11 protein-coding genes are annotated in these 12,775 nt (G+C 58.1%); 5 read left to right on the top strand and 6 right to left on the bottom strand.

All coding sequences use genetic code 11. The annotated features are described in order from the left end of the window. Window positions 1-9: 9 nt before the first annotated feature. From yjfF to AC07R0_RS00745, 4 genes are all read right to left on the bottom strand, one after another. Window positions 10-975 carry a galactofuranose ABC transporter, permease protein YjfF gene (gene yjfF / locus AC07R0_RS00730; RefSeq protein WP_495103397.1) on the bottom strand — a complete coding sequence of 322 codons (966 nt, stop codon included), beginning with the start codon at window positions 973-975 and terminating at the stop codon, window positions 10-12. Next, window positions 972-2,033 carry an ABC transporter permease gene (locus AC07R0_RS00735; protein WP_495099111.1) on the bottom strand — a complete coding sequence of 354 codons (1,062 nt, stop codon included), beginning with the start codon at window positions 2,031-2,033 and terminating at the stop codon, window positions 972-974. The genes yjfF and AC07R0_RS00735 overlap by 4 nt, the downstream gene beginning before the upstream one ends. A gap of 2 nt (window positions 2,034-2,035) precedes the next feature. After that, on the bottom strand, window positions 2,036-3,577 hold the full coding sequence (locus AC07R0_RS00740) for a sugar ABC transporter ATP-binding protein (RefSeq protein WP_495099112.1): 1,542 nt from the start codon (window positions 3,575-3,577) through the stop codon (window positions 2,036-2,038). 76 nt (window positions 3,578-3,653) lie between these two features. After that, complete coding sequence (locus AC07R0_RS00745) at window positions 3,654-4,619, bottom strand: ABC transporter substrate-binding protein (RefSeq protein ID WP_495099113.1); 966 nt, start codon at window positions 4,617-4,619, stop codon at window positions 3,654-3,656. Window positions 4,620-5,194: 575 nt separating this feature from the next. Here AC07R0_RS00745 and AC07R0_RS00750 point away from each other — a divergent pair. Both AC07R0_RS00750 and AC07R0_RS00755 read left to right on the top strand, forming a co-directional pair. Further along, window positions 5,195-5,317, top strand: a complete 123-nt coding sequence (locus AC07R0_RS00750; RefSeq protein WP_495099114.1) for a hypothetical protein — start codon at window positions 5,195-5,197, stop codon at window positions 5,315-5,317. A gap of 103 nt (window positions 5,318-5,420) precedes the next feature. Then, window positions 5,421-6,980, top strand: coding sequence for a DHA2 family efflux MFS transporter permease subunit (locus tag AC07R0_RS00755; protein ID WP_495103398.1), 1,560 nt, complete (start codon window positions 5,421-5,423; stop codon window positions 6,978-6,980). A 48-nt stretch (window positions 6,981-7,028) separates the two neighbouring features. Here AC07R0_RS00755 and AC07R0_RS00760 read toward each other — a convergent pair whose 3' ends face one another. Together AC07R0_RS00760 and AC07R0_RS00765 are read right to left on the bottom strand one after the other, a co-directional pair. Beyond that, window positions 7,029-7,814, bottom strand: coding sequence for a carbon-nitrogen hydrolase family protein (locus tag AC07R0_RS00760; protein WP_495103399.1), 786 nt, complete (start codon window positions 7,812-7,814; stop codon window positions 7,029-7,031). Next, window positions 7,811-9,493, bottom strand: coding sequence for a flavin monoamine oxidase family protein (locus tag AC07R0_RS00765; protein WP_495103400.1), 1,683 nt, complete (start codon window positions 9,491-9,493; stop codon window positions 7,811-7,813). The genes AC07R0_RS00760 and AC07R0_RS00765 overlap by 4 nt, the downstream gene beginning before the upstream one ends. A 79-nt stretch (window positions 9,494-9,572) precedes the next feature. Here AC07R0_RS00765 and AC07R0_RS00770 point away from each other — a divergent pair, with 79 nt between their 5' ends. From AC07R0_RS00770 to AC07R0_RS00780, 3 genes are all read left to right on the top strand, one after another. Further along, on the top strand, window positions 9,573-10,163 hold the full coding sequence (locus AC07R0_RS00770) for a cupin domain-containing protein (RefSeq protein WP_495103401.1): 591 nt from the start codon (window positions 9,573-9,575) through the stop codon (window positions 10,161-10,163). 355 nt (window positions 10,164-10,518) lie between these two features. Next, window positions 10,519-12,363: a PAS domain-containing sensor histidine kinase gene (locus AC07R0_RS00775; RefSeq protein WP_495103402.1), complete on the top strand. Its 1,845-nt coding sequence runs from the start codon at window positions 10,519-10,521 to the stop codon at window positions 12,361-12,363. Between the two features lie 3 nt (window positions 12,364-12,366). Then, the gene (locus AC07R0_RS00780) at window positions 12,367-12,765 is read left to right on the top strand and encodes a response regulator (protein ID WP_495099120.1); all 399 of its coding nucleotides are present in this window, start codon (window positions 12,367-12,369) and stop codon (window positions 12,763-12,765) included. Window positions 12,766-12,775 lie beyond the last annotated feature (10 nt).

Raw genomic sequence — 12,775 nt, forward strand, 5'->3', positions numbered from 1 at the left:
GGCCTGGCATTAGGAGGTCTTTCTCCCTGACTCGAACACGCGTTGCAACACGCAAAACACAAATAGCAATGCGCCAATCACGATGCGCGTCCACCAGGAACTGAGCGAGCCATCGAACATGATGAGGGTCTGGATGATTCCCAGGGTTAGCACACCAAACAGAGTGCCCAGCATATAGCCCACACCTCCGCTAAGCAGCGCGCCACCAATCACTACTGCAGCAATTGCATCAAGCTCTAAGCCTACTGCGTGCAAGCCATAACCCGACAGCATGTAGAAGGTGAACACCACACCACCCAACGCAGCACAAAATCCGCTCAGTGCATAGACCGTCACGTTGGTACGGGCCACCGGCAGTCCCATTAGCACAGCCGAATGCTCCGAACCGCCAATGGCGTATACGGTACGGCCAAACTGCGTGTTATGCGCAAAAAATACTGCAACGGCCAAGACCACCAATGCAAGGATGGCGCTTATGGACAGCATGGGCCCATCCGCCCAGAGGTGGATGCGTGTTTGTGCCAGCATTGTGTAGGTTGGGTCGGTAATGCTGATTGAATCAATACTGATGAGATAGCACATGCCACGCGCCAAAAACATGCCAGCCAGAGTGACGATAAAGGGCTGCAGGCGAAAGCGCTGGATCAACCAGCCCATGAATGCGCCAAACAATGCTCCCATGCATAGCACCAGGGGAATGGCTAGCGCCAGATGCCAATGCAAATGCTCTACCAGTTTGGCCAGCACAATGGTGCTAAGTGCCACCACCGAGCCCACCGAGAGATCGATGCCTCCGGACAGAATGACAAAGGTCATGCCCACAGCCACAATGACCAAAAAGGCGTTGTCGATCAGCAGGTTCAAAAAAACCTGTGTTGAGAAAAAACCGTTGTAAGACACCGAGCCAAACACCGACATGACCGCGAACAGTGACACCGTGGCCGCTAAGGGGATATATTTGCTTGCTAATTTCATGCTTTGCTCCCTGCGCTTGGGCGCACCACCCAGCCGCGTACCGCACGGCGAAACTCTGCTGACTGCATCAGCATGACTACGAACACCACAGCTGCCTTCACTACCAAATTGATCTCAGGTGGAACACCAATCGAATAGATGGTGGAAGTCAGCGTCTGAATGATGAGCGCACCAATCAGGCTGCCCGCCAGGCTGAAGCGTCCACCGGTTAGCAAAGTGCCGCCTAGAGTGACAGCCAGAATTGCATCCAATTCCAGCAAGTTACCTGCGTTGTTGCCGTCCGCACTCTTGACGTTGGAGCTAATGATCAAACCCGCCACACCGGCGGTGAGGCCGCAAAATGCATACACGCAGATGCTGATCAAACGCTCACGCACACCTGCCAAGCGGGCCGCTGCGGGGTTGATGCCAATTGCCTGGATAAACAGCCCCAGTGCCGTGCGCGTTACCGCCAGATGCATTACAAGGTACACAAATCCGGCAATGAACAACGCAAATGGCAAACCCCAAAGATAGCCACTGCCAATGAAAAAATAGGGTGGGTAGTACACCGTGACAATTTGTCCGTCTGTCAGAAGCTGGGCTACACCGCGGCCTGCCACCATCAGGATCAGTGTGGCGATGATGGGTTGCAAGCCAATCTTGGCGACCAGCACCCCGTTCCATAGCCCGCAGGCCAGTGCCGTGAGCAGGGCGCAGCTAATTGCCAACCACATCGGAAATCGACTCACATGCTGGGCCACGCCGTCGTTGATCACCAGCGTGCCACCAACCATCAATGCAGCCACCGCGGCGCTAATGGCCACTGTGGCACCTACCGAAATATCGATACCGCGCGTGGCGATTACCAATGTCATGCCCAGAGCCACCAGCATCAGTGGTGAGGCGCGATTTAGGATGTCGATGACGCTGCCATAAAGGTGACCGTCACGCCATTGCAGCATCCAGAAACCCGGATTCAGACTGGCATTGACCATCAAAATCAGCGCCAAGGTAACCAGTGGCCACAGCAAATGGTGCGTTTGCACCCGTACCAGCCAAGAAGATTTGTTTGTCATGCTCATGCCTGCCCTGCAATCATGGCGTAGACCGCATGGTCTTCCGTTCCGCCGGGCAGTTCGCCCACTTTGGCGCGGTCGCGCATCACGACAATGCGGTCCGATAAGCGCACTACTTCTTCCATCTCTGAGGAGATGAATAACACAGCCATCCCTTGTTTTGCCAATACCAATATTTCGTTCATGATTTCCTGCTTAGCCGCAATATCAATGCCGCGAGTAGGTTCGTCCAGAATCAATAGGCTAGGCTTGGTAGCCAGCCAACGACCCAACACTGCCTTTTGCTGGTTACCACCCGAGAGCTGACCAATAGGCGTTTCAATGCTGTTGGTTTTGATGCCCAAGTTCTTTACGTAGTACTCAGCCATTTCAATTTGCTTGGCCCGTGAAATGCAGGGCCACAGACCTTGGCGTGCCTGCAAGGCAAGCGCAATGTTTTCGCGTACCGAGAGTTCGCCAATGATGCCTTCGGCCTTGCGGTCTTCTGGACACAAACCCAGACCCAGACGAATTGCCTCCACGGGCGAATCCATCTTCACTGGGCTATCGTTTATCACCAACTCGCCCGCGTCGCTTTGGTCCAGGCCAAAGAGCACACGCGCTAGTTCCGTACGTCCCGAGCCCAACAGGCCACCCAAGCCCACCACCTCTCCGCGATGCAACGTCAGGTCCAGTGGCTTGACACTGCCCGCACGGGCGAGGCCACGCGTCTGCAGCAATACAGATTGTTCTTTTTGCACGTTGGCGCTCGCGCCCGCTGCTTGTGCAGGATTTGCCACCATTTCACGTCCCACCATGGCAGCAATCAGCGCGTTGTGCCCCAAGTCAGCGGCCAGATACTCGCCCACCAATTCGCCATTGCGTAGCACGGTGATACGGTCGCACACCGCATATACCTGATCCAGAAAATGGGTGACAAACAAAATCGCCATACCCTGATCGCGCAATTGGCGCAGTACGCCATAGAGGCGCTCTACCTCTTCGTCGTCCAGACTGGAGGTTGGTTCGTCCAAGATCAATACTTGAGCCGAGATACTCAGGCCCCGGGCAATTGCCACCATCTGCTGTACGGCTACAGAGTAGCTGGAGAGCGTCTGGGTAACATCAATATCCAAATTCAAACGCGCGAGCAGCTGCCGTGCTTCGCGCTGCATGTGTGACCAATCAATGGCGTAAGCGCCCGATAAACCTTTGCGCGGATAGCGGCCTGCAAAAATGTTTTCTGCTACCGACAAATTGGGGCAGAGGTTGACTTCTTGGTAGACCGTGCTAATGCCCAGATGTTGGGCTTCTAGCGTAGACGCGGCGTTGATGGGCTTTCCACCTAGGCGCATTTCACCGTCGTCGGCACGATACACGCCGGTCAATACTTTGATCAGTGTGGATTTTCCAGCGCCGTTTTGCCCCATCAAGGCGTGCACTTCACCCGCAAATAGGCGCAGATTCACGCCAGAAAGCGCCCGCATGGTACCGAACTGTTTGGCTATGCCAGACAGCTCTAGTACAGGAGTGACAGTGCTGGAAGCCTGTGTTGTGTGTGTCATGTGTCTTGAAAAAAAGCCCACGGCCAAGGCCGTGGGCTAAATCCTAGTAAATGAAAAAATCCCGATTGAACCGCGATCAGTATTTGCGGTTTGGGAACTCCTTGGCTGCAACTTCCATGGGGTAAATGCCATCTTTACCCTGAATATCTTTGGGTACGGGCTTGCCAGCAACAATGTCCTTGGCGGTCGACATGACCAGAGGGCCGAGCAGGGGGCTGCACTCTACGGTGACATTCAGCTTGCCAGCGATCATGGCTTCAAATGCACCCTTCACGCCATCGACGGAGATGACCATGATGTCTTTGGCGGGCTTCAGACCAGCTTCTTCGATAGCCTGGATAGCACCGATGCCCATGTCGTCGTTATGCGCGTAGAGCACATTGATCTTTTTGCCTTCGGCTTTTAAGAAAGCCTCCATGACTTCTTTGCCCTTCGCACGGGTGAAATCACCGGTCTGCGAACGGATGATCTTGATCCGGGGTTCGCTCTTGATTGCTTCTTCAAAGCCTTTCTTGCGATCAACGGCGGGAGCAGAGCCAACGGTGCCTTGCAGTTCCACCACGTTCACATCGCCCGTGGTGCCCTTCACTTTTTCGACCAACCAACGGCCGGCCATGCGACCTTCTTCTACGAAGTCAAAACCGATGTGAGTAACATACAAAGATGTATCTTTGGAGTCGACAGAACGATCCACCAGAATCAGAGGAATCTTGGCGTCCTTGATTTCCTTGAGTACGGTGTCCCAGCCAGATTCAACGACGGGGGTCAATGCGATTACATCCACTTTTTGAGCAATGAAAGAGCGCAATGCCTTGATCTGGTTTTCTTGTTTTTGTTGAGCATCGGAGAATTTCAAATCAATGCCGGCAGCAGAGGCTGCTGTCTTCATGGAGTTGGTGTTGGCGGTACGCCATTCGCTTTCGGCACCGATCTGGCTAAAGCCCATTACGATTTTCTTTTGAGCGAATGCGCTCATGGGAGCTGCTACAGCAAAAGATGCAGCCAGCAAGGTGGCCAACAGGGTACGTCGGTTGTTCATCATTAGTGTCTCCTCTATGTCTATCAATGGATAACGGGTGTCGGGCGTTAGTGAGGCCGCCCGCGTTCAGCCTCCCTGCAACCCCTTGGGGTTAGGCAACGATTTCAGGTTGCATCACTTCAAGAAGTAAGCGGATGATACATATCAAAAACGTATGAAACTAATAGAGTTTTGGGTATTATTCATATTGATATTCAAATTAAGGAAAACCCTCGGTAGGTGTTTCCTAGGGGAGGTTTCGGTTTTTTGAAGATGATGAGTCCGCAAAACCACTTTTTTTCTGATACCTATCTAAATATCAGAAATAGTCATTTTTTTAAATTTTGTTATGGGTCGCGTTGCTGCGTCGCATGGTTCTGAAAAATGGTCGGGGAAGGCGCTTGTGCGCAGGGCTTGGTGAACAGGTTATTGAGAACAAGTGCCTTTGTCGGTACGTGTCTGGGCGGCAGAGCATTTCGTTCACAGCGACCAGTACGACGTAGGATGGATAGGACACCGGCACTTATCTATCTATATAGTGCGTTTGTGTCCGTGCTGCTGTTGACCACCTGACCGCAGTGGACGTAGGTCAAAACTTGGTGGAAACGCTGCAGCCTTTGCGCCGCCAGCAATACAGGGCGCTCTGGGCCGGGTTTTCTGAAAAAGAGATGGGTCAGATGGATGCGCTGCTGCGCAAATTGCTGGGTGTTCTGGATGGCTGAAGCTCTTTTTTGCCTAATTAGTAACCTGCGTCACTATCACCGGGGTTGCTATTTCGCAATCCGTGGTGTCCATCCTTCCAATTGCCTGCAAGACAGAACTCCCATGCCATCCGCAGATTCTGTGACCGCCGCACCCGTAGCCCCTGACGTCGCCAGGCATCGCGGGCTGGTCACCGTGGCCATCATGCTGGCCACCATCATGCAGACGCTGGACAGCACCATTGCCAACGTGGCCTTGCCGCATATGGCGGGCAATCTGTCGGCTTCGCAAGACCAGATTTCCTGGGTGCTGACCTCTTATATCGTGGCGGCCGCGATTGCCACACCGCTGACCGGCTGGTTGAGCGGGCGCTTCGGACGCAAGCGTATCTTCTTGACCTCGGTGGTGGGCTTCACCTTGGCCTCAGCGCTGTGCGGTCTGTCCAACTCATTGACGGAGATCGTGTTGGCGCGCTTGCTGCAGGGTTTGTTTGGTGCGGCTTTGGTGCCCTTGTCGCAGTCCATCATGCTGGACACCAACCCCAAGGAAAAGCATGCCCAGGCCATGGCGATCTGGGGTATGGGCGTGATGATCGGCCCCATCCTCGGGCCTACCTTAGGCGGCTGGTTGACCGACAACTTCAGCTGGCGCTGGGTGTTCTTTGTGAATATTCCCGTGGGCATCTTGTCCTTCCTGGGTATCAAGGCCTACATCCGCGAAACCGCTATCCAGAGCAAACTGCGCTTCGACGTCTATGGCTGCATCGCACTGAGCCTGGCGATTGGTTTGCTGCAGATGTTCCTTGACCGCGGCGAGCTACTGGACTGGTTCAGCTCCACAGAAATCGTGCTGGAGGCGGCTGGTGCGCTGGTCAGCTTTGCCTTCTTTATTGCGTTGACGGCCACGGCCCGGGGCGCCTCGTTCTTCAATGTGCAGCTGTTGAACGACCGCAATTTCGTCACCGGCCTGACGCTGTACTTCATGGTCGGTCTGTTGCTGTACGCAACCCGAGCTTTGCTGCCACCGCTGCTGCAGTCGCTGATGGGCTACCCAGTGGTGACGGCCGGCCTGGTGATAGGCCCCAGCGGCATAGGCACCATGCTGTCGATGATGGTGGCGGGGCGTATTGCGACACGGACCGACCCACGGGCCCTGATTGGGCTGGGTTTTGGCCTTACCGCATTTTCTTTATGGCAGATGTCGGGCTTCAGTTTTGATACCGGCGAATCCGCTGTGGTCTGGTCGGGTTTCATCCAGGGCCTGGGTTTGGGCTTTGTGTCGGTGCCGCTGACAACCATCTCGTTTTCCACCCTGAATCCGATCTACCGGCCGGATGGCACCTCCATCTACAGCCTGTCGCGCAATATCGGCAGCAGCATTGGTATCTCGGTGATGCAGACGGTATTGACCCGCAATACCGCGTTGTTCCATTCGCAGATGGTGGAGTACATCAACCTGGCGAGCCCGGCCGTCCAGGCCGGCCTGCCCACCGTCTACAACCTGGCCACACCGCAGGGCTTGGCCGCCTTGAATAGCGAAGTCACACGCCAAGCTACTTTTCTGGCCTATATCAACGACTTCAAGATCATGATGGTCGTCACCTTGCTGTCCATGCCCTTGCTGCTGTTGATGCGTAAACAGCGCCGTGCGCCGCCGCCGGTGGACGCGCACGCGATGGAGTGATGTGTGAATGAAATATGCCTCCAGTGCAGATTTTATATGCGCTGGCAGCTATGGATTTAATAGTAATTTCACGTGGCAGTTCAAGGCCCGTCCACGGGCCAAGCCAGTTTGCGTCAGCTCCGCCAATAGCAGTTCTGTGCCCCGCCCCGCCTGCACCAGGCCGGCGCCATCGGGGGCCGCCACGCAGCTGAGTCCGCCGTAGGCCAGTTCTCCCTCTTGTCCGCAAAAGTTGGCGTAGGCCATATACAGCTGGTTCTCGTAGGCCCGCGTCGGCACCAGGTGCTGGGCGACGAAGTCGAAGTCGGCCATGTTGGCGGTAGGCACGACGACCAGGTCGGCGCCTTGCAGGGCCAGGCGGCGGGTGTTTTCGGGGAATTCCACGTCGTAGCAAATCAGCAGGCCGAGCTTCCAGCCATGGAGTTCGAATAGCGGTTCGTCACCCGTGCCGGGGGCGAACATGCTGCGGTCCAGCGCGCCGAACAAATGGGTCTTGCGGTATGTGCCCAGCGTGCGGCCTTGGGCATCCACGCATTGGGCAGTGTTGAAGATGTGGCCGGCGGCATCGTGCTCGGGATGGCCGAAGACGATGGCGATCTGGTGTTGGCGGGCGATGGCGGCGACGGCCTGGGCGCGTGGGCCGTCTGCCGCTTCGGCCAGTACTCTGGCTTGGGTGGCGCCAATGTTGTAGCCGGTCAAAAACATCTCGGGCGTGACCAGCAGGTGGGCGCCGGCCGCGGCAGCATCGGCGGCGGCCTGGTCCAGGCGTTGCAGATTGCCCAGCACGTCGCCGGGCTGGGATGCGCATTGCAGCAGGGCCAGTTTCAGATCGGTCATTCGGGGAGCTCCATAGGCCCGATATCCTTGAACACATCGCCGGGGCCGGGGTTCTCGGCATGCGTGCGGCCGCCGAAGTGGTGCAGGATGCCCCACACTGCGTTCAGCGATGTCTGCACCGCACCTTCGACCCAGGCTGGGGTCCACGATACATCGTCGCCGGCGATGAAGATGCCGCGCTGGGCGGCGGGCATGCCGTCCTGCATGAAGTGGGCGAACATGCGCTGGTTGTAGCGGTAGTGGCCGGGCAGGGCGCCTTTGAATGCGCCCAGGAAGTGCGGGTCGGCCTCCCAGGAAATGGTGATTGGGTCGCCGATGATGTGGCTGGCAATGTCAACGTTCGGGTAGATCTTCTTCAGCGCATCCAGGGCCAGCTTGACGCGCTTTTCGGGCGGCTGGGGCAGCATCTTCAGCGCGTCGCCCATCCAGGCATAGGACAGGCAAATCACGCCGGGCTTGCCTGGCCCGTTGTCGAACAGATAGGTGCCGCGCGTCAGCCGGTCGGTCAGCGTCATGCTCATGGTGTCGCGGCCGGTGACGGGGTCTTTGTCCTTCCAGAACGGGCGGTCCACCATGACGAAGGTTTTGCTGGACTGCATGTAGCGGGTGCGGTCCAGCGCCATCCACATCTTGTGTGAGAACAGCGATTCCTCGCAGGCGATCTGGGTGGTCAGCAGCCAGCTTTGGCAGGTGGTCAGCACGGCGGCATAGGCGCGGGTATCGCCCCAGCGGTCGGTCACGGCCAGCTTGCCATCGTCCTGGCGCTTGATGGCCGCCACGCCGGCCCGCGGCGCGCCGCCATGCAGGCTGGCCAGGCTGGTGCCGGCGGGCCAATGCGCCATCTTGTCTGGCGCGTGCTGCCACAGGCCCAGCGGTACCTGGTCGGCACCGCCTTGGATCAGGCGCTGCTCGTCGTCGCAGTTGGTCATCACTACGCGCAAGATTTCGAGCATGGAGTTGGGGAAGTCCGAATCCCAGCCGCCGGTGCCAAAGCCGACCTGGCCGAACACCTCGCGGTGCTGGAACGACAGGCCGGCGAAGGCCTTGGAAGTCGCCACGAAGTCGTAGAAAGTGCGGTCGTCCCACAGCGGCACCAGCTTGTTCCACAGCGCTTTCAGCGCGGGCACGTCGCGGCTGCGGATGGCGTCCTGCACGGCCTGGAAACTGGCGCCGTCTTCCAGCGCCTGGCTCCAGGCGTCGGCCACTTCCTTGAACATGGGCGGCAGGTCGGCCAGTTTTTCGGCGTAGTAGGTCTGGCCTTCCAGGTCCACCACGGTGCTGCCGGAGGCGGGGGTCAGCGGATTCGGGAAGGGCTGCGACGCCAGCCCTAGCTGGTTCACATAATGGAAGAACGCGGTGCTGGACACCGGGAAGCGCATGCCGCCCAGCTCGGCGATCACGCCCTGGCCGCCCTCGAAGGGCTGCGAGCGCAGGCGGCCGCCCATTTTCGAGGCTTCGTAGATCACGGGCTTCAGCCCCAGCTTCATCAGCTCGTAGGCCGCCACCATGCCGGCCATGCCGGCGCCGACGATGGCCACCTCGGCACCCAGGTGCTCGGCGGGCAGGCTGCCCAGGCCGGCGGGGTGGCGGATCCAGTCGTCGAAAGCGAAGGGAAAATCGGGGCCGAAGATGGTGACCGGCGGCTTGTCGGACGGGGCGGTGGTGTGGTCTAGTGGCATGGCAACGCTCAAGTGATCGGTATAAGCGTATATTTTGCTCATAATATTGAGCAAGCGGGTAACAATTTAGGAAATATCCATGGCAGATGCCCAGTTTGATGTGGGAAGCCGCTTGCGGCAAGTGCGCAGCCAGGCGGGCTGGTCGCAGCGCCAGCTGGCGGAGCGGGCCGGCGTGCCGTCCAGCCAGATATCCACGATTGAGCAGAACAAAAGCAGCCCCTCGGTGGCCTCGCTGCGCAAGATACTGAACGGCATTCCGCTGACCATGGCGGAATTCTTCGAGCCCGACCAGACACCGACCGACAGCGTGTTCCATAGCCCGGCCGACCTGGTGGACCTGACCTCCCGCCTGACCCAGCACGCCCCAGGCGCCAGCGGCGACCGCACCTTGACATTGCGCCAGGTCGGCAATGCGCGCGCACACAACCTGCAGATACTGCAGGAGCGTTACGAGCCAGGGGCCGACACCGGGGTGGACATGCTGGAGCACGCCTCGCACGAGGGTGGCATCGTGTTGTCGGGCGAGATCGAGTTGACCGTGGGCGAGCAGGTGCGGGTGCTCAAATCGGGCGACGCATATTTGTTCGACAGCAGCCTGCCGCACCGCTTTCGCAACGTGGGCGACCGGCCAGCAGAAATCGTTTCTGCCTGCACGCCGCCGTATTTATAGGATTTGCTATTGAATAAATAGCGTCTTGCGCAGATTTCATCTGCGTAAGCGGCCTATTTGGCTTAAGAATTTTTGTCCTAAAAAGATAGCGCAATGTGTACCGCGACACGGTGCGGCCGGTATCCCCCATTTGTGGGACTGATGTTCTTCGATGCTCTGGACGTATCGCGCGCGATAGTGTTACAACGAGTCAAAAGGGCTGGCGTATTGCACACCTTTGTGGCGCCAGCAGACTTGCTTGCTGGGGCGTATGCATGGGGACCGAGAGCACACTGAGTCTGAAAGGAATTGCGATGGGCCAACAGCTGTTGTTCTGCGTAGACGTGCAGTCAGGCGTTCTGGTGGCGTGCACTGCATGAGGCCAGATGCCAGCGATCCTCTGTGGGTCTTGAACCCGGACGCACTGTTGACCATCACGCCGGATGGCCGTGTGCTGCAGTGGAATCCGGCCGCAGAATTGCTCTATGGCTACCGCCCCGACGAGGCCGTGGGCCAGTCCTTGGTGGCGCTGGTGGTGCCCCATGACCACGTACAGGAAGAGCAGGGCCGGCTGGACGATGTGCTGCGTATGGGGCTGGTGGTCTACGAATCATTGCGTCGTCGCAAGGACGGCACCCTGGTGCATGTCAGCGTGTCTACCCGCGCGGTCTACGGTGAAGATGGCAGGTTGGCGTACTTTCTGTCCAACCAGAAGGACGTCACGCACCTGAAGGTATTGCGTGATGCCAAGCTGGTACAGGCGCGCTTCCTGGACCTGCTGGAGTCCACGCCGGACGCGATTGTGATGGTGAATGTGACGGGGCGTATTGTGTTGGTCAATTCTCAAGCCGAGAACGTGTTTGGGCATACGCGTGCCGAGTTGCTCGGCCAGCCGGTGGAGATTCTTCTGCCCAGCCGTTTCCGCAGCGCCCACCTGGGTCACCGTGGAAATTTTTTCAAGCAGCCTCGTACCCGTACCATGGGGGCGGGTCTGGAGTTGTATGGCTTGCGCAAGGGCGGCGAGGAGTTCCCGGTCGAGATCAGCCTGAGTCCTCTGGAGACCGAAGAAGGCACGATGGTGATGAGCGCCATCCGCGATATTTCGGACCGCAAGAAGGCCGACCAGAAGTTCAAGGACCTGCTTGAGTCTGCCCCGGATGCGATGGTCATCGTCAACCGGGACGGCATCATGGTGCTGGTCAACTCCCAGGCGGTGCAGCTGTTTGGCTGGACCCGCGACGAGTTGTTGGGTGAGCGCATCGAACTTTTGGTGCCCGAGCGCTTCCGCCTTAAGCACCCGGGCAACCGGTCCGGGTTTTTTGTGCAGCCGCGGCCCCGCTCCATGGGCGCCGGGCTGGAGCTGTTTGGCCTGCGTAAAGACGGCTCGGAGTTTCCTGTCGAAATCAGTCTGAGTCCGCTGGAGACGGAAGACGGGCTATTTGTCTCCAGCGCCATCCGCGACGTGACCGACCGCAAGCTTATTGAGCAGACCCTGCGCGACAAGAATCGTCAGCTGGAAGAGACCGCCTTGGCGAAAGACCTGTTTTTCGCCAGCATGTCGCACGAGTTGCGCACGCCTTTGAACGCCATCATTGGCTTTACCGGCACCTTGCGCATGAAGCTGCCCGGCCCACTGAATGCCGAACAGGACAAACAGTTGCAAATCGTGCAAACCAGCGCACGCCACCTGCTGTCGTTGATCAACGACCTGTTGGACCTGGCCAAGCTGGGCGCCAACAAGATGGATCTGACCTTGGAAACAGTGGACTGCAGCGCGCTGCTGGATGAGGTGGGCGCCGCCCTGCGCCCCGAGGCCGACAAGAAGGATCTGGACTTCAGTCTGCATCTTCCGCCCGCTGCGCTGCTATGGCACACCGACAGTCGGTCGTTGAAGCAGATCGTTATGAACCTGCTGGGCAATGCCATCAAGTTCACCGAACGTGGAAGCGTGCACATGCGTCTGGAGTCGCGGGTGGGGCCGAATGGGCCTACTCTGTTCATCAGCGTGGAAGACACGGGCCCCGGCATTCCGGTGGAGGACCAGGGGCTGCTGTTCGATGCCTTTTCCCGCCCCAGGGCGGCCAATAAGCGCAAACTTGAAGGCAGCGGCCTGGGCTTGCATCTGAGCCGCAAGCTGGCCGAGGAGCTTGGAGGCCAGCTCAGCTTCCATAGCGTCCATGGCCAAGGTAGCACTTTCACTCTTGCATTACCGGAGGGATAAGCCGTGCCAGCTCGTATTTTGATCATTGAGGACGATGATTTCAGCCGGGATCTGGTGCAGTACCTGTTGCATGCTGCGGGCTATGTCACGCTGGATGCGGTGGATGGTGGCGTGGGCTTGCAATATGCATTGGAAAAGAACCCTGATCTCATTCTTTGCGATTTGCAAATGCCGGTGCTCAACGGCTACGATGTGATCAGTCGCTTGAAAAACGACCCGCACTGGCGCCAGGTTCCCATCATCGCCCTCACTGCCTTCTCCATGGCGAGCGACCGGGACAAGGCTCTGGCGGCCGGCTTCGACGACCATGTCACCAAACCCATAACCCCGGAGCACTTTATCCAGCAGATCGAGTTATTGCTGCCCCCCACTTTGCGTGCTTTGCGGCGCATAGATACATAGAACGCTGGAA

Source organism: Rhodoferax sp. GW821-FHT07F03, from assembly GCF_059418745.1.